This window comes from Colwellia sp. BRX10-4 (assembly GCF_014077465.1).
Lineage (GTDB): Bacteria > Pseudomonadota > Gammaproteobacteria > Enterobacterales > Alteromonadaceae > Colwellia_A.
The window spans coordinates 83,074-101,064 of the sequence record NZ_JACGVZ010000011.1 but is presented as its reverse complement, the minus strand read 5'-3'; the positions used below and the strand labels follow the sequence as shown (position 1 = coordinate 101,064).

The 17,991-nt window shown below is 37.4% G+C and carries 19 protein-coding genes and 1 pseudogene; 19 read left to right on the top strand and 1 reads right to left on the bottom strand.

What is annotated here, in order from left to right:
- Positions 1–459: 459 nt before the first annotated feature.
- From H4J67_RS10760 to H4J67_RS20590, 11 genes are all read left to right on the top strand, one after another.
- Positions 460–1,734 carry a S8 family serine peptidase gene (locus H4J67_RS10760; RefSeq protein WP_182170101.1) on the top strand — a complete coding sequence of 425 codons (1,275 nt, stop codon included), beginning with the start codon at positions 460–462 and terminating at the stop codon, positions 1,732–1,734.
- Positions 1,735–1,897: 163 nt separating this feature from the next.
- Positions 1,898–3,217 (top strand): DEAD/DEAH box helicase, encoded by a 1,320-nt coding sequence (locus H4J67_RS10755; RefSeq protein WP_182170104.1) that lies wholly within the window; start codon positions 1,898–1,900, stop codon positions 3,215–3,217.
- A gap of 618 nt (positions 3,218–3,835) precedes the next feature.
- Complete coding sequence (locus H4J67_RS10750; protein ID WP_182170107.1) at positions 3,836–4,192, top strand: PAS domain S-box protein; 357 nt, start codon at positions 3,836–3,838, stop codon at positions 4,190–4,192.
- Positions 4,173–4,610, top strand: coding sequence for a PAS domain S-box protein (locus H4J67_RS10745; protein ID WP_182170110.1), 438 nt, complete (start codon positions 4,173–4,175; stop codon positions 4,608–4,610). Before H4J67_RS10750 ends, H4J67_RS10745 begins: the two co-directional genes overlap by 20 nt.
- A 6-nt stretch (positions 4,611–4,616) precedes the next feature.
- The gene (locus H4J67_RS10740; protein ID WP_182203696.1) at positions 4,617–6,233 is read left to right on the top strand and encodes a bifunctional diguanylate cyclase/phosphodiesterase; all 1,617 of its coding nucleotides are present in this window, start codon (positions 4,617–4,619) and stop codon (positions 6,231–6,233) included.
- 127 nt (positions 6,234–6,360) lie between these two features.
- A complete protein-coding gene (locus tag H4J67_RS10735; protein WP_182170116.1) occupies positions 6,361–6,822 on the top strand; it encodes a nuclear transport factor 2 family protein in 462 nt (153 codons plus the stop codon).
- 236 nt (positions 6,823–7,058) lie between these two features.
- Complete coding sequence (locus H4J67_RS10730; RefSeq protein WP_182170119.1) at positions 7,059–7,973, top strand: hypothetical protein; 915 nt, start codon at positions 7,059–7,061, stop codon at positions 7,971–7,973.
- 166 nt (positions 7,974–8,139) lie between these two features.
- Positions 8,140–8,397 carry a DUF2999 family protein gene (locus tag H4J67_RS10725; RefSeq protein ID WP_182170121.1) on the top strand — a complete coding sequence of 86 codons (258 nt, stop codon included), beginning with the start codon at positions 8,140–8,142 and terminating at the stop codon, positions 8,395–8,397.
- Positions 8,398–8,417: 20 nt separating this feature from the next.
- Positions 8,418–8,669, top strand: coding sequence for a hypothetical protein (locus H4J67_RS10720; protein ID WP_070376573.1), 252 nt, complete (start codon positions 8,418–8,420; stop codon positions 8,667–8,669).
- Positions 8,670–8,714: 45 nt separating this feature from the next.
- The gene (locus H4J67_RS10715) at positions 8,715–9,254 is read left to right on the top strand and encodes a DUF924 family protein (RefSeq protein ID WP_182170124.1); all 540 of its coding nucleotides are present in this window, start codon (positions 8,715–8,717) and stop codon (positions 9,252–9,254) included.
- A gap of 18 nt (positions 9,255–9,272) precedes the next feature.
- The gene (locus H4J67_RS20590; protein ID WP_259368565.1) at positions 9,273–10,010 is read left to right on the top strand and encodes an RDD family protein; all 738 of its coding nucleotides are present in this window, start codon (positions 9,273–9,275) and stop codon (positions 10,008–10,010) included.
- Positions 10,011–10,112: 102 nt separating this feature from the next.
- Here H4J67_RS20590 and H4J67_RS10705 read toward each other — a convergent pair whose 3' ends face one another.
- On the bottom strand, positions 10,113–12,425 hold the full coding sequence (locus H4J67_RS10705; RefSeq protein WP_182203694.1) for a peptidase U32 family protein: 2,313 nt from the start codon (positions 12,423–12,425) through the stop codon (positions 10,113–10,115).
- A 111-nt stretch (positions 12,426–12,536) separates the two neighbouring features.
- Here H4J67_RS10705 and H4J67_RS10700 point away from each other — a divergent pair, with 111 nt between their 5' ends.
- From H4J67_RS10700 to H4J67_RS10670, 8 genes and pseudogenes are all read left to right on the top strand, one after another.
- The gene (locus tag H4J67_RS10700; protein WP_182170130.1) at positions 12,537–13,217 is read left to right on the top strand and encodes a glutathione S-transferase; all 681 of its coding nucleotides are present in this window, start codon (positions 12,537–12,539) and stop codon (positions 13,215–13,217) included.
- Positions 13,218–13,310: 93 nt separating this feature from the next.
- On the top strand, positions 13,311–13,514 hold the full coding sequence (locus tag H4J67_RS20585) for a hypothetical protein (RefSeq protein ID WP_259368564.1): 204 nt from the start codon (positions 13,311–13,313) through the stop codon (positions 13,512–13,514).
- 12 nt (positions 13,515–13,526) lie between these two features.
- Positions 13,527–13,838 (top strand): annotated as a pseudogene (locus tag H4J67_RS10695) (TlpA disulfide reductase family protein); the annotation flags it as partial.
- Between the two features lie 32 nt (positions 13,839–13,870).
- Positions 13,871–14,095 carry a DUF4266 domain-containing protein gene (locus H4J67_RS10690; RefSeq protein ID WP_070376578.1) on the top strand — a complete coding sequence of 75 codons (225 nt, stop codon included), beginning with the start codon at positions 13,871–13,873 and terminating at the stop codon, positions 14,093–14,095.
- On the top strand, positions 14,086–15,411 hold the full coding sequence (locus H4J67_RS10685) for a DUF3570 domain-containing protein (RefSeq protein WP_182203692.1): 1,326 nt from the start codon (positions 14,086–14,088) through the stop codon (positions 15,409–15,411). The genes H4J67_RS10690 and H4J67_RS10685 overlap by 10 nt, the downstream gene beginning before the upstream one ends.
- Positions 15,412–15,490: 79 nt before the next feature.
- Positions 15,491–16,387 (top strand): FAD:protein FMN transferase, encoded by an 897-nt coding sequence (locus H4J67_RS10680; protein WP_259368563.1) that lies wholly within the window; start codon positions 15,491–15,493, stop codon positions 16,385–16,387.
- 110 nt (positions 16,388–16,497) lie between these two features.
- A complete protein-coding gene (locus tag H4J67_RS10675) occupies positions 16,498–17,121 on the top strand; it encodes a DUF2057 family protein (protein ID WP_182170136.1) in 624 nt (207 codons plus the stop codon).
- A gap of 53 nt (positions 17,122–17,174) precedes the next feature.
- Positions 17,175–17,960, top strand: a complete 786-nt coding sequence (locus H4J67_RS10670; protein ID WP_182170139.1) for an SIMPL domain-containing protein — start codon at positions 17,175–17,177, stop codon at positions 17,958–17,960.
- Positions 17,961–17,991 lie beyond the last annotated feature (31 nt).

Below are 17,991 nucleotides of genomic sequence, written 5' to 3'. Positions count from 1 at the left end.
TTATGACGTATTATTACTTAAAAAATAGTGATTCACACGCTTTTGCACAATTTAATCCTTACTCAGCATAAAATATCATTTGTCAGTATGCATTATTAAACATACCTAGCTGTTTCTGTTTACTTGAAACTTAATACACTCAGCAGTCATACTCAACGCATAATTAAATCCTACCTTCTTACGCTCCTCAGCCAAACCTTAAGCACTAACTATTAGCTGCGTTTTAGCAATCGTGTTTATTTGTTCGTTTTTTGTTTGATATTAACTTGATTGTTAACAACTCGATGTCACCCATGAGGGGTTAATATTATTAAAATAGGGGTTTTCCCTGATGGTCATACCAGTATCAAGACTCTACATTAGTAACAACACGTTTACTTTTAGATGTGTACCAAAAACAATAATTAAGTGCTCTATCCTAGAGTAGCTTGAGAAACTTAATACTATGTGGAGCCAAAAATGAAAAAGAAATTAATAAGCTTAATGATTTCATCTTGTATTGCACTGCCAGCTATTGCTGCAGAAGACAACGTACTTAGCAATATTATCGTTAGCCTAGATGCGAATCAAATCGCCAGTGTTGCAGATTTTATCGACGATTACGCTATAGCAAGTAAATATACTTACAGCCATGTTTTTACTGGTTTTTCTGCAACGGTCCCGTCAAAAATACTTGCCCAACTAAGTCAAGATCAACGTGTTTTGAGTGTTTCAAAAGATGGCAGAGTTCACGCAACAAAAAGTACTTCAAATCAAGCGGCAGCCTGCAGTTTCTTATTTGGTTGCCAGACTAGCCAGCAAGAAACTCCTTGGGGAATTAGTCGCATAGGTGCAAATACCGATGAAAACACCGGTCAGGGAGTTCATGTTTATGTTATTGATACAGGTATAGACTCTGATCACCCAGATTTAGCTAGTAATGTCGCTAATGGTTATAGCGTTGAAATGTGTCTTGGTTTAGGTTGTTCAAATAACTGGGATGATGATCAAGGCCATGGCACCCACGTTGCTGGTACTATTGGCGCACTAGATAATAACCTTGATGTTATTGGTGTGGCACCAGCCGTTACCTTACATGCGGTTAAAGTATTAAATGCTGCTGGCAGTGGCTCTAATTCTGGGGTTATTGCTGGTATTGATTGGGTAACACAGCAGGCTGAATCATTAGGCGTAGCGGTTGTTGCTAACATGAGCTTAGGCGGTAATGGCTCTAAAACAGGTACCTGCACCAATGACGGTTTTATTGGTAATGACAACTTTCATCGCGCTATATGTAATGCGAAAAATCAAGGGGTTATTTTTGCTGTGGCGGCAGGAAATGACAGTGCAGATGCTTATGGTTCAACGCCAGCCGCTTATGACGATGCGGTGATAACCGTTAGTGCAACCGATATAAATGATGATTGGGCTGGCTTTTCAAACTGGGGCAATGGCTCTGCTAACTGGACGAGTCATCAATCTGCGCCAGTAGCTATTGCAGCCCCGGGTGCTAATATTTTATCGACTAAAAGTGGTGGTGGTACAACAACGATGAGTGGCACATCAATGGCCGCTCCACATGTTGCGGGTGTTTTAGCACTTTACTTGGAATCTATATCACTAAACCCTGATGGCAGCGCTTTTGACGCAGCAAGAGATTGGTTACTTTACAACAGTGAGTCTAATGCTAACTTAACTAATTCAACGGGTCAGCCTCACCAAGAAGATTTTCTTAACGCAGAAATAGCTAAATAAAGAGCTATTAGTAAAATTTATCTATCTTGTCAGGGGGAGCGGTTAACTTGAATTTAATTCAAGTTAACCGCTTTCTGCTAGGGATAGTCAATTTTATTCACTTACTGGGGCAAAAATAGGCTAAAATATACTTACTTATTTTAGCCTTGAGCCCTTTATCTTAATGACCTCTATTTCACCCCCAATCCAGTTTACAGAACTTGGTCTTATTCCCCCCTTATTAGCTCGATTAACTGAGCTCGAATATATACAGCCTACGCCTATTCAGGCACAAGCTATTCCAAGTGTTTTAGCAGGACGTGATTTAATTGCAGGGGCAAATACCGGTTCGGGTAAAACAGCCACTTTTGCATTACCACTTTTGCAGCACATTTTTCTACAACTATCCGCTGATACAACCTCACATAGCAAGAGTAACAAGGGTAATTATGTTACTGGGCTTATTTTAGTGCCTACGCGTGAACTTGCTAAACAAGTAGCAGACAGCATTAAATCTTATGCCGTGCATTTCAATGGTGCGATAAAAACGGTCGCTGTTTTTGGTGGTGTGTCAGTCAATACACAAATGCTGGCATTACGAGGTGGTACCGATATTCTGGTGGCAACACCAGGTCGATTACTCGATTTAATTTCAAGTAATGCCATTAAGCTCGATTTAGTTAAGACCTTAGTCCTTGATGAAGCCGATAGGATGTTAAGTTTAGGTTTTACCGAAGAATTATCCGCGCTGTTAGCCTTATTACCTAAGAAAAAACAAATATTATTATTTTCAGCAACCTTTCCGGAACAAGTAAAAGCGCTAACCCAAGAATTACTTAACAACCCGATTGAGATACAAGTACAAAGTGCTGATGCAAGTACGCTAGTTCAGCGTGTATTTAGCGTTAATAAAGGTGAAAAAACCGCAGTGTTAGCACATTTAATTGCTGAGAATGAATGGCGACAAGCACTCATCTTTGTTAATGCTAAACACCATTGTGAGCATTTAGCTGAAAAACTTGCTAAACGTGGTATTACCGCGGCAGTGTTTCATGGTGATAAAGGTCAAGGCGAACGAAGTAGGGTGCTTGATGGTTTTAAAGCTGGCGAGATTGACGTGCTCATCGCTACAGACATAGCCGCTCGCGGACTCGACATTGAAAAGCTGCCAGTGGTTATTAATTTCAACTTACCGAGAAGTCCGTCAGACTACATGCATCGTATTGGTCGAAGTGGCCGTGCTGGTGAAGTGGGTCTGGCTTTATCATTAATTGACCATGAAGACTTTCATCACTTTAGTATCATTGAAAAGAAAAATAAAATTCGTCTTGAACGTGAGCAAGTCAAAGGTTTTGAAGCCGATGAAGTCAGTAATGATTCAATTACTGCCGCAGAGAAACCCATGGCAAAGCCTGAAGGCACAGGAAAGAAAAAGCGTAAAAAGAAAGGGTCGGTGAAAACCATAAACGCTGATATTTGGGCGGGTTATAGCGAAGCAGAGTAGATTGATTAAACTAAGCGGCTGAATGTATATTCAGCCTCATGAGCTAATGTCTTACTTGGCAAATATAAACATCAATCATTTATTGGCATTGTGATATTTTTATGGTGTTTTTAGCAAGATTTAGCCCGATGGAATAGGTGCTAATACACTTTTTTTGTCGGTCAATAATCGCTAAATTATACAGTGTCACCTTTGATCTTCTGTACGCTTTTTGACTTTCTGTTATTAATCTCGCCCTATGCTACTATCTTAGCATTAAATGGAATTAAGTTAATTTAACGAACTATCTTAATACAGCTTTTACTTTAATGAGATTTTACATTCATCTTAAGTATAATGGGATCATATGTTCAATGTTAAGCGCTTCTGCCTGCTAAAGGCGATCAAGGTTTCGTTCAAAAAATATCGGTATCTTTGCGCTTTTGTTATGCTGTTATTATTTTCAAATGATACTTTTTCAAAAAGTGATTTTAGCACTATTTTTGAAAGACATAGTGCAGTTATGTTAATCATTGAACCTAAAACTGGTAATATTCTTCAGGCTAATTCAGCCGCTCAAGACTTCTATGGATTCGCAGAAAAAAACTTGAGTCACTAACTATTCAAGATATTAACCTGTTGAGTGTAGAGCAAGTCGCTTCAGAAAGAGCCTTAGCTAAATCAGAAGAGAGAAATTATTTTATTTTTAGACATAAAACCAGTAATGGTGACATCAAAACCGTTTCGTCACATTCCATTCCGATAACTTATAATAATAAAGCTGTGCTGTTTTCCATTATCCAAGATGTGACATCGGAAAGGGAATATCAGCAGGCGCTTTGGCATTATCAAAGTAATTTAGAGAGCTTGGTCGATAAGCAAGTTAATGAAATCGATAAAACTAAAAGAAACTTAATACAACTATTAGTGATAGGTCTCTTGTTATTATCGACCTTGAGTCTTTTTTTACTTTTTTATGTTAAAACGAAAAAATGAAGCTGAAGCTCAGCGTTCATTAATTGCTCAAATTGTAGAGCAAAGCCCGGTCTCAATTCAAACCACAGACCTTAATGGTATTATCACTTATGTTAATAAGGAATTTGTTAAAAGTTCTGGGTTTCAAGCAACAGAAGTGATCGGTCAAAAAACAAATATTCTTAAATCTGGTTTTCATCAATCTCCGCTATATGAAAATTTATGGGCAACAATAACATCAGGTAAACACTGGGTTGGGGAGTTTTATCATCAGCGAAAAAATGGTGATAATTTTTGGGAAAAAGCCAATGTATACCCCCTCAAAGATGCTAAAAATAGAATCACCAGTTATGTAGGGATTGAAGAAGATATTACCCAAGTTAAGCAAGATGAAAAGCAGTTAAGACTCGCTTCAACAGTGTTTAAAACCGCAACATAGGCTGTAATGGTTACCAATGTTGATAATAATATTGTTGCGGTTAATCAAACGTTTATATTAATTACTGGCTATGAGGAAAAAGAAGTCTTAGGTAGAAATCCTACATTGTTAAGCTCTGGTCATCATGATACAGAATTTTATCAGCGCATGGCGGCAGATTTGGAAAGCTTGGGGCAGTGGCAAGGTGAAATCTGCAATCGACGTAAAAATGGTGAGGTGTTTTATGAATGGTTATCTGTTACTGCTTTGAGAGATGAGTTTGGGCAATTAGAGTCTTATGTTTCACTATTTAGTGATATTACTAAACGTAAAAAGGCCGAAGATAAAATTTATCGCCAAGCCAATTACGATTCATTCACCGGACTCGCCAATAGAAATCTGTTCGTTGACAGATTTGAGCATACTTTGGAACTTGCCCAACGGGACAATAATAGAGTTGCGATATTTTTTATTGATTTAGATGGCTTTAAGAATGTTAATGACACCTTTGGCCATGCCAAGGGAGATATGTTGTTAAAATTAACCACAGAGCGTATCAAAGAGTCGGTAAGAAAAGCCGATACGGTCAGTCGTTTGAGTGGTGATAAATTTGCAATAATTTTGTCGGGTGACAATGATGTCTTTAGTTTTGAAAAAATTGCCAGCCAGATACTTGATAAAATAGCCAAGCCATTTCATTTAATAGAAATAGAAGCTTATGTTACCGCAAGCATAGGTATATCAATATTTCCAGATGATGGCAGTACCTATGAAGAGCTATTGAGTAAAGCCGACAGCGCTATGTATAAAGCCAAAGAAAAGGGCAAAAATAATGTGCAATTTTTTACTAAAGAAATGGACATAAAAGCTCAACAACGAAGGCACCTAGAAGTTGAATTACGCAAGGTTATTGTTAACAAGGAGTTGATTTTACATTATCAACCTATCCATCAAGTTAGTAGTAATAAAGTTGTTTCTGCTGAGGCATTAGTTAGATGGCTACACCCAATAAAAGGCTTGGTTCCACCTGTCGATTTTATTGCATTAGCAGAAGATATTGGTTTTATTACTGAAATTGGAGGTTGGGTCTTAGAAGAAGCTTGTAAACAAGCTAAATGCTGGCAAAGCCAATTTGACCTTGCGCCAAAGATATCAGTTAATATCTCGAGTGTGCAGTTTCAACGTCAGGATTTTATCAGTAAACTGGAAGCTATTTTAGCAAAAACACAACTTGCTCCAGATTCACTGATCCTTGAAATGACAGAAAGTTTATTAATTCAAGAAGATGATCAAACCCTAATTCAGTTATCAGCTATAAGAGCAATGGGCATAGAACTGTCGATTGATGACTTTGGTACCGGCTATTCGTCACTTAGCTACTTAAAGCGTTTTCCTATTAGCATATTAAAAATAGACTGCGCTTTTATCAAAGATATTACCTTTAATGCTGAAAATGAAGCTTTGGCTTGCGCTATCTTGTCGATGGCAAAAAGTTTAGGTTTAAAAGTGGTTGCCGAAGGGGGTGAAGATTATGCTCAGTGCCAATTACTAACTAAGCATCAATGCGATTATATTCAAGGATATTTTTTTAGTCGCCCATTCGAAGAGCACGCCTTTATTGCGTATCTCAACGACAATATTTAGTAATCGAACGTGCAAGGTAATTATAATAAAACGTTATTTTGGTAAGTAACGGTTAATTGTCTATTAACAAAATGGCTATTAATTTAGCTAGGTATAATTATAAAATAATTGATGACGAGGGAAAACCATGAACAATAAAAATTTACTTATTCTTATTTTTACTTTATTCGTAAGCGTTAATTCATTGGCCAATGAAGCCGTTTTTAGACCGGTAGAAGCACTATTTTCTGCGATGTCAGCAGCAGACCATCTTAAAATGAAAGCCGTGGTCACTGATGATTTTCAGTTGTTAGAAGCTGGCGAAGATTGGAGCTTAACCGATCTGATTAACGTTGTTAAACCCTCAGAGTATAAGCGAAGAAATTATTTTAGTGTTATTAAAACAAGGGTTTATAGTGATATTGCCTGGGTAAGTTATTGGAATAAAGCAACTTTCAATAATGGCAAGGAAGAAAGTACTGTAGCTTGGTTAGAAAGTGCCGTCATGGTGAAAGTGGCGGGGCAATGGAAAATGCAAATGCTACATTCAACGCGAATAAAAGCTGAGAGTATTCCTAAAGATATTTTATTGTCTGAATATGTTGATTAACCTGCGAACAACAGATTTAGAGGTGACTAAGTATTGAAAAATAATGACTTGCAGTTGGGATAAACTGTCTTTTCCTAAAAGCGCTAAAACAGTTTATAATAGCGTCGAAAAATTCGATTGGCAGCTGATTTTGAACATTCAAAGTGATCTCCTTATACTTCACCTACTTTCTATCGAATTAAAATAAGTCTTTATTTTAATTCTTTGAAGAGTATTTTTGGAAAATTAAAAACCACATGCTCAAGAAAAACCTAGGTTGGTTAACTCTATTTTTATTATTGTTCATTTTTATTGCGCTGGGTTCATCAATCAAACATCATTATCATAATAAACTGGTTTCAATGGATGAAAGGCTCACCGAAGTTTCTGGTATTGAATTTGATAAGAAAGGTAAACTTTGGGCAATAAATGATGGTGGTGATAAGCCTAATTTATACCGGGTTGAAGCTGATGGTAAAATAAGTAAAACGGTGTTGATCACTAATGCTAAAAATATTGATTGGGAAGATATGACCCAAGACGATTTTGGCCATTTCTTTTTAGGTGATTTTGGTAATAACGACAATAAGCGAAAATGGCTAACCATCTATAAAATAGAAAACCCCATTGATATTAAGGGTGATAGTACTAGCGCTGAGATAATTAAATTTATGTATCCAGAGCAAAATAGTTATCCGCCAAAAGAACATCAGAAAAAATATGATCTAGAAGCTTTTGTTTTTTACAAAAAGAAATTGTACTTATTTACAAAGAACAGATCTGTGCCATTTGACGGTGAAACTAATTTGTACCGAATAGGGGCTTATGCGGCTAATCATCAGGCGACAAAACTCAGCTCTTTCACGACTTGTACGCATCATGAAAAACTCTGTTGGATAACTTCTGCGGCGTTAAGCCCCAATAAAAAGAAACTGGTATTATTAGACTCACAAAGGTTGTGGCTATTTGAAAATTGGCAAGGTGATGACTTTTTTTCAGGCGATGCTTTTGAAATTAATCTAGGGACTATTACCCAAAAAGAGTCAGTGACTTTTTTTGATGATAATACGGTAGTTTATACGGACGAAGAATTTATGGGTATTGGCAGAAATGCTTACTTAATTAAACTTGATCAACAAAGAAAAATTCCTGTTTATTCACTGCAAGAGTGAGCCATGTAAATATTGTTATCAATTTTTGTTTTTTTTAATCATCGAGTCGCTAGGTAAATGACATTTACTGAAAATAGCGTCAATGAATGAGAAAATTAGATTGGTAAATGTCAGTTGAAATAGCGACAATGCTTTTTAGCTAAGTTTTATGTTTTAAGGAAAGGTAATGAATCCTATTATTCAGGCACTAAAAGAATTAAATGTCAGTGAAGAAAAAATTAAAGAACTTTTTCAAGTACTCACCGAAAACCCAATGATGGCGATGATGAATATTCAGTCATTGGGTTTACCACCGGAGAAGTTGCAATCGATTATGATGATGGTCATGTCTAGCCCAGAACTCATTAAAGAAGCGGTTGAAGAGCTAGGTTTAGATTTTGCTAAAGTTGAAGCGGCTAAAGCTAAACTTAAAGAAAATAAATAATAGTTTAGTAACGGTTATTGATGGCTAAGCCCAATAAAAAAGCCCCTGAAAAGTCTGTTGATATTTATTGCAGTAAGTGCCGAGCACCGCTGTATAAATACAAAAAAGGCGGTAAGGGGGCATTAGTTAAATGCTTTAAAGCTCGGATAGTTAAAAATTTTACCATAACACCTTGTGTGTGCCCAAGCTGTGCGAGTATTTTTGCTAGGGAGATGTTAATTCGGGGTATGCCGGCCTTTAAAATGATTGGTGGTAAAGTGACCTTTAAATAAAGGTGCTTAGCCGATAGATTGATTACAGCTATTGAGGTTAGGTAAATGAATGCAGATGACGTTTTAAATTTTTGGTTTACAGAAATTGATCAATCACAGTGGTGGCTAAAAGACCTCGCGTTTGATCAGTGCATTATTAGCAAGTTTTCGGCTGTGCATCTGGCGGCAAATAGTGGTGAGTTATTCAAATGGCGACTTACAGCTAAAGGACGACTTGCTGAAATTATTATTTTAGATCAGTTTTCTAGAAATATGTATCGTGATACGCCAAGTGCTTTTGCTTGTGACCCCTTAGCTTTAGCGCTTGCCCAAGAAGCGATAGCCGCTGGCGCTGACCAAGAGTTAAATCCTTTAGAAAGAAATTTTTTGTATATGCCGTTTATGCACAGTGAGTCTTTAGTGATACATGATATCGCTGTTAAGCTCTTTGTCCAGAATGGTGTTGCTTCAAGTATCGATTTTGAAAATAAACATAAAATAATCATTGAAAAATTTGGCCGTTATCCGCACCGCAATAAAATCCTTAACAGGAAGTCTAGTCAAGAAGAACGTGAGTTCTTAACACAAGCCAATTCATCTTTTTAAAAAGGAAGCATAGTCTACATGGATCCAATAATCGATTTTACGTCATATACCTTAGAAGAATTATACTCAGCAGCAGAACAAATCGACAGTGAGCAATACCCAGAACGAGCTGCAGAAATTAATAAGTTAATCGCTGAGAAAACAGTTGTTGAACCTGAACCTGCACCTGTAACTGTAGCAGTTGAGCAAACTGTCGTTGAGACTGCACCTGCACCTGTATCTGAAGCAGATGAGCAAAGTGTCATTGAGACTAAACCTATACCTGTAACAGTCGAGCAAACTGTCGCTGAGCCGGCAGTAGAAAAAAATGTGAAAAGAGTGGGTGAAAAAGCAACACGCTTAGACCGTTTTTATGCGGCATTAATTGATGGTCTTATTGGTATATTTGCCGCTGTACCTATTTTTATCACTGTCGGTTTTAATAAATTAGCAGAACCCACTTTTTCTTTAACAGTGATGTTACTTGCTTATGGACTTATTGCTGGCCTTGTCTTACATGGTTACCTGCTTTACCATTATGGACAAACCATAGGCAAGAATTTCATGTCTATTCGAATTGAAAATTTAGATGATAGTAAGGCAAGTTTAACGACCATTTACGTTAAGCGGATGATACCGATGCAATTACTTTCACTTGTTCCTTTTAGTGGTCAAATTATTTCAGGCCTGGTTAATCCACTCTTTATCTTTGGTAAAGAAAAGCGTTGTCTGCATGATTATGTCGCAAAAACAAAAGTCTGTTATACCAACAACTAAACTTATTTAATGATAAAACCTGCATGTTTACTGACTTAGTCTGGTGATAAACATGCAGTTATTTTATAAGCATCGTTTGGGTATTATTTGCTCGCGATTATCTTATAAGCCGTTATGATATTGGCTGTTCGTTGATTCAGGTACCATGATATTAAGTGTCTCAGGTACGTTAATATTACCGTTAAGTAATGCTTCAAATTGACTAATTAATAACGCTTTGTCTGGTGTTTCTTTATCACCTGAGCCAATGTTAGTCAGATCAATCATAAAGCCATCAAATAAATCACTTAGGTCTTCAATAATTTCAGTATTTAAAAACTGGTCTTGATTATAAATACTTGGATAGCCGGCTTTTTGTTTATCGATAGCAAACGAAACACCTTTCAAGTTAGTGATACTGGTTGATTTATCACACGACAGCATACAGCCGTTATCAATGCGTGGCTTTTCACAGCCAACACTTTGTTGGAAGAAACATTGTCGGCTGGCCATCAATAAAATAGGGTGGTAAATACTGTAGAAAAGTTTGAAGTTATCCGGACGAGCAATATTTCTAATTTGTTGACGGTTTATTTCGTTAGAAATAAACGCACCTTTACAATCAAAACCTTCTTGCATTGCAAGTAAAGCGTAAGAGTTAGTCGTATTTAAGAAAGGCCCTGCTATCCACTGAATCCCCAAACGGTTCGCTTCATAAGCGATACCCGTGTTATTGGTTACAATCAGTTGTGGTTTTACTTGTTGTAAAATATTGACCGCAACGTCGTAATCTTTGCCAATTAATACTGAAGGAAACCAAGGGATCAAGCGAGGGTTTTCTATAAGAAAACCGACATACTTAGTACAACCGCGTTTGTATGCATCGGGTAATTTAAAGTAAATATCTGCCGAAGTTAATTTTGCTAATTCAACATCACTTTCATCGCAAATAAGAATTGATAGCTCGGCTTTTGCATCACCAGTCGGGGTATGTTTAGGGTGATTGGCTAACTTAGGTAATTGAACCTCAGGTAACACAGCTTTAGAGTTATTCAACAAAAAGGCGGCTTCATTTTTTAATACCGTTAATTCTTTAAAAGGAATGCTTAAGCCATCTTCTAAGTCATCGGTTATTATTTCAATCAAATCAAAATGGGCATTGTTAAAGCTTTTAAAACGCTTTTCAAGGGTTTCTCTGTCAATACTCAGTTTACCACTTTTTACTAAGTTGCTTTGTGACTTCAGCGCGTAACTTTTAACCTCAAGCCCTTTATCGCTGTCTTTAGCATCAACAAAAGCTTGCTGTTGAGAAAGTTCTTTTGTCGTTACGGTCAAGGTAAGTGGTTGATCTAATGTACCTGAAATAGCCAGTGTTAGCGGTATCTTGCCAATGGTTAAATGTTTTATTTTATCGTCAACAGAGGCATTGATTAGCTGTTTTTCATCATTAAGTTTTTGTTCAACTTCTTGAATTTGTACAACTGATATCGCATTACTTTTATCAACAGCATGGTATTTAGAGTTATCCCGTGGGTTTTCAATAAACATTGACTGATTTAAATCACCACGTAAAAAGGCGTTGGAGAAGTCGCGGTTAAAAACTTTATAAAGGCGTTCACCATCTTCGAGTAATTCACCTGTTTTAAGGAAACCATCAATTTGTTTGCGAAAGCTATCAACAACAGTATGAACGTAGCTGGCACCTTTTATACGTCCTTCAATTTTAAAGGAATGCACACCCGCTTCGATAAGCGCAGGTAAATCAAAAAAAGCCGAGTTATCTTTTATATTTAATGGGAATTTATTACCGGTTGCTGTTGGTTCATATTCTTCACGACAAGCTTGGCTACAACGACCGCGATTTCCTGAATTGCCAACACTTGCTGAGGTTGAATAACAAAGACCAGAGAAAGCAACACAGAGTGAACCATGTACAAAAACTTCTGTTAAGGTATCGTGCGCTTTACCCGCTGCTGCCATTGCGGTAATTTCACGTAAATCTAGCTCTCTTGATAAATTCACTCGTGATGCACCGAGTTTTTTCAAAAAAGGTATTTGACCCACGTTATGGGTGGTTAATTGCGTTGATGCGTGAATATCTAAGGTTGGAAAATGCTGGGTAAGCAGATAGAACATGCCAATATCTTGCACGATAACACCATCAAGTGTGGTGTTGGCAAGTTTAGTTAATAATTTAGCCAGTGAAGCAAATTCACGCTCTAAGATCACCACATTCAAGGTTAAAAATATTTCACATTGATACTGATGAGCTAAACGAATAACGCCAACAAGTTGATCAAAGGAGATATTAGTCGCACGATTACGGGCGTTAAAAGTATCTAGGCCACAGTAAACGGCATCGGCTCCAGCAATAATCGCTGCTTTAATTGCTTCGACATCACCGCCGGGTGCTAATAACTCTATTTTTTGATCCATGGGGTCACTTATTTTCACTTAAATTTAAAGGTGGCGATTTTACCGATATATTTCCTTAATGAATACCGTTAAAGTAACTTATTATTTTATATTTTCTATAAATAAACGCCCATGAAGCCAAACTCGTCGTTACCTGTACTCTATTCCTTAAGAAACTGTCCTTATGCAATGCGCGCAAGAATCGCAATATATTATGCAAAACAGACAGTTGCATTACGTGACCTGGTATTAACCAATAAACCCGATGAAATGATTGCGGTATCACCAAAAGGCACGGTCCCAGTTTTAGTCACCGAACTTGATACGGGAGAGCCGCGGGTGATTGAAGAAAGTCTGGAGGTTATGCTGTGGGCATTAGATAAAAGCGATCCCGATAATCTTCTGCATAGTGATACACCTGATTTATTACCAGAAATATTATCGTTAATTTCAACATTTGATGATGAATTTAAACAATGTTTTGATAAATATCAGTGTGCAAAACGTTATCATGAAACTTCACTGGCCAGTGACAGAGCTGCGTGTGAAAAATACATAGCCGATTTAGAGCAACGTCTACAACTCACTGAATTTCTTATGTCAGACAAAAACAGTTTGGCCGATATCGCTTTATTGCCTTTTATTCGTAAGTTTTCAAAAGTCGAGCGGCAATGGTATTTACATTCACCGTATCCGAAACTTAGGGCATGGCTAAATAACTATTTACAAAGCCGGATGTTCAGCAAAGTGATGACCCAATACCCCTTGTGGTTGGAAAATAAAGCGGTGATAACTTTTGGCGATGACCGTTAAAAAGTCATTATTAAGTTTGTTTAATTTTTCTTAAGCTTTCCTTAAAAAAACTTAACTAAGATAGCGTCAATTATATTTCTTGATGGTATTTCAGTGAACATACTCAACGCACAACATCCTTATCTAACAGCAAGAGTGGCTATTAAAAAATTGCAATTTTTTTTCCTTTTGATGCTAACGTCTTTAGCATTACTGAGTCATGCCCAAGCGAGTAATCTATCTGAAAGTTCAGCTAAAATGCAATTAGATACCCTCATAGCTCAACACCATGGTGATGTTATTTATGTAGATTTTTGATCATCTTGGTGCGGTCCTTGTCGTAAATCATTCCCGTGGATGAATAAAATGCAGAATGAGCATCAAGCACAAGGCTTTACTGTTATCAGTATTAACCTCGATACGGAACAAAAATTAGCCACTGAATTTTTACGAGAGAACCCAGCAAACTTTGCGGTAATTTATGATCCTAACGGTGAGCTCGCGCGCTTTTTTAAAATTCAGGGGATGCCCAGTAGTTTGATCATCAACAAGTTAGGTGAGATTAAATACGCACATAGTGGTTTTTTTACCAACAAAGTTTCACAATACGAACAAGAAATTCAACAGTTACTTGCTCTCTAACGAATAATATAAAGAGAATAATGAGGTTTTCAATGAACAATAAATTTAAATATTCACTGGTTTTTGCTGCGGTAACTTTGGCATCAGGTTGCTCAAGTTTAGGTGTCGAACCTTGGGAACGTGATCTGTTAGCAAAAGAGCAAATGGCCTTAACATCTTCGCCAATTGATTCGGCACTTGATGATCATATTTATTTCAGCAAAGAAGCGTCAAGCGGAGGTAAAAGTTTCGGTGGCGGAGGTTGTGGATGCAATTAATTAACGAGAGTAAATCGAAAAAAACCATCAATAAAAAGAACCTCAAGGCTGCGTTAACTTTAGCAACTACCGCTTTGTTAGGCAGTGTTCAAGTTAGTGCTGCCCCATCATCAGTAGCAGCAGATAAAGATACTTGGTCTTTTGACTCCGCGTTTTTATATTACAGTGAGGCTAATCGTGTTTCAGCAGCAGAAGCTGTTTTTAATGCTAAAAAAACTTACAGCGACGATAGTATTTTAAATTTGAAGTTAACGGTTGATGCATTAACGGGGGCTTCAGCCAATGGCGCCGTTGCTCAGCCCGATGTTCAAACGTTTACCAGACCCTCGGGTAAAGGAGATTATGAAGTTAAAGCAGGTGAAACACCCCTTGATGACACTTTTCATGATACGCGTGTACAGCTGAATGCTCAGTGGACGCAAGCACTCGCGCCGAATTTTACAGGCAGTGTCGGTGGGCATCTTTCAAAAGAATATGATTACTTATCTTTAGGGATCAATGGCAATATTGCTTATGACTTCAATAAGAAGAACTCGACTATCTCTTTCGGTTTAAGTCATTTTCAAGACACCTTTACACCAGAAGGGGGTTTACCTAAGCCTTTTGCTTCTATGGAGTTAGCTTATAATGATAGTGAAGATGAAAGTGCTCATGATGCCACTCGAATGGGCAGTGATGATGATAAAACCACCTCGGATATTATGGTAGGTTTTACCCAAGTCATTAATAGACGTATGGTCACACAGTTTAATTATTCCTATTCGGTTGTTGATGGCTATTTGACGGATCCCTTTAAAGTCTTAAGTTTGTTAAATAACGAAGGTCTTGCACAAGACTATTTATATGAGAATCGCCCTAATGAGCGGACCAAACAAAGTGTTTTTGCACAAACAAAATATCATTTTGATGAAACTATTTTAGATGTGTCATATCGGTATATGTGGGATGACTGGGATATAAAGTCTCATACGGTAGATACTCGCTTTTATATTCCGTTAGGTAACGGTAGCTATTTAGAGCCACATTTTCGTTTTTATCAACAAGGCGCAGCCCAATTTTATCAACCTTTCTTAATGGAAGATGATGCAACACCTGAGTTTGCCAGTGCCGATTACCGTATTGGTGAAATGACCGCTTATACGGTTGGTTTAAAATATGGTATGAAGTTAGCAGATGGTAATGATTTGTCTTTTAGACTTGAATATTATCGCCAAGACCCAAAAAGTGCCGGACATAAAGTGCCTAGTGCTTTAGCTAACATAGATATATATGAAAGCATTGATGCAATAATTGCGCAGGTTAGCTATTCGTTCTAAAGTGTAGTAATAATCTAAATAATACAAGCCCTTATTTAATCACATAAATAAGGGCTTTATCTTTTTACCAAGGTGACAATTGAATAAACTTAGAGAAATAAAACTGGCCAAACGCTCAGACGGATTCTGTATTCAATTTGATGCTATGGCCAGTCCGTGTGAGGTGATTATTGAAACCTCTGATCCCGCGCTTGCCAAACAGCTTGGTGAACAAGTCAGTACAGAAGTTTGGCGTATCGAAGACAAGTATAGCCGTTACAACTCCGATAGTCTTTGTAGCCAGATAAATCAAAGTCAGGGTAAGCCCATCGCTATTGACGACGAGACTTTTGCTTTATTAAACTTTGCTGATACTTGTTACCAACTCAGCGATGGGATATTTGATATAACCTCAGGCGTGCTAAGAAAAGTCTGGTGTTTTGATTGCTCTGATAATATTCCTACTTCGTTGGCGGTTAAAAAGGCCATGGATAATGTGGGTTGGTATAAAATAAAATACGATAATCGCCAAGTGACTTTACCGATAAATATGGAAATTGATTTCGGTGGTATTGGTAAAGAGTATGCGGTTGATCGCGCTATAGTCTTAATAAATTTATTAACACAACAACCCGTATTGGTGAATTTAGGTGGCGATTTAGCGACAAATTCATCAAGAAAGAATGGTCAACCGTGGCAAGTTGGAGTAGAGCACCCTGGTTTTGTCGACAAAAAAACCATAGTCGTGTCATTATTTAAGGGGGCACTGGCAACGAGTGGCGATGCAAAGCGCTTTTTAGAGAAAAACGGTCAACGTTACAGCCATATTCTAAATGCTAAAACGGGTTGGCCAATTGAACATGCGCCGCGGTCAATGACTGTATCAGCACCACAATGCATTCAAGCGGGAATATTGGCGACGTTAGCTCAAATGCAGGGCGAAAATGCAGAACAGTTTTTAACCGAACAAGACATCAAGCACTGGGCTATTCGTTAGGTATTTAAAATAGGCGAATTAATAACAGCATTTATCACAAGTTAAATCGCAAATAGTACGAATTAACGATAAGCTAAGCTTACGTTAATTCTCTTTTGTAGGTTTTACTGATGACACCTTGGTCTGTTAATTTACTGGCTTGTTTATTTTTTTGTTTTATAACTGTCAACAATGCTGTTGCTGCACAATTGGTGGTACCTGATGTTTATAAATTGATAAAAGTTAATGGTGAAAAGGCAAGTAGTGATTTCTTTAGCCGAAATACTGTTGTTGATATCAAACGTGGTGAAAATATTTTAGTGGTGCAATATAGCGAGCTTTTTGAAAATTATGATGATGACGACCACGTCACGATAAAGTCTGCTCCCCAAGTTATTTTATTTACTTTAAAAGAAACCATCCACCAGAAGTACATTATGGTCACGCCCGTTATATCTGACAGCGTTAGCGCACGTAAATTTGCCCAATCTCCGACCATTGAAATAAAGTCTATTAATGAAAACTCAGTTCAACAAGACGCTATCTTTGTGCTTAATCAAAGTTTAACTGAATTTGAAGCTGGTTTAGCCTTTGAAAAAATTGCTGAACATCAAATGCAGCTGGCAAAAACGCCTAAAAATAACAAACAAAATAGCGATATTAAAAAAGCAGATGATGCTCTAAATAAATTAAGGTTTTGGTGGCATAAAGCAAATAAAGAACAACAAAAACAATTTATTGAATCTATTCAATAGACGTAAAATAGTTAATGTACCCTTTTAAAAATAATTCACTATTGAGGGATAAGATGAAATACCTACTCGTTATTATGATCAGTTTGTTCTCATTACCTATCACGGCAGAGCAATACACGACTCAGGGGATTGAAGTCATTGGTAAAGGGTCAGTAAGTGCAAAGCCTGACAAGTTTACTTTTACGGTGACGGTTAGCCAACGCGGCAATGTTGCCAGCAAAGCTAAAGCTTTGGTTGACCACAAAAGCCAGTTAGTGACCCAAATGTATTTATCAATGGGCATTGCTGAGTCTGCTATTGAATCTGCTCGATTAGAATTAATTCCCCGCTATGAAAAACGGGCTGATGTGCCAGCGATAATAGTTCATCAGAGATTGTCTAATCAAGGAGGCGAAAATAACAACACGAAGGCCGTTATTCATCGTAATCAATTAGCAGATAACTCTGTGGCTCAGCAAGAAAAAATTTACTTTGAAGTGTCTCGTACCATAAAAGTGACTTTTACCAACTTTTCGCGCTATGACCAATTACTCGATAATGTTGTTAAAATTGGTGTTAATCGCATTTCTGCTTTGCAAAATTCAATAGTAAACGCTGACGTTTTGTATCAACAAGCGCTGATCAATGCCTTAAAAAATGCGCATCAAAAAGCCACCACTATTGCTAAGCAAATGGGCGTTACCTTAGGTAAAGTTTCAAATTTGACCGAGTCTGCTTATCACACTCCAAACACTTATGTTATGGCCGGTAGAAGTAACGCCGGTTTTAATTCACAAGTAGCGGAAAATAATGTTGTGGCACAAGTGAATGTTACTTTTGCCATAAAAACCGAGAAATAAAGCGGCAGTTAAGCTAATTAGCAGCAATATA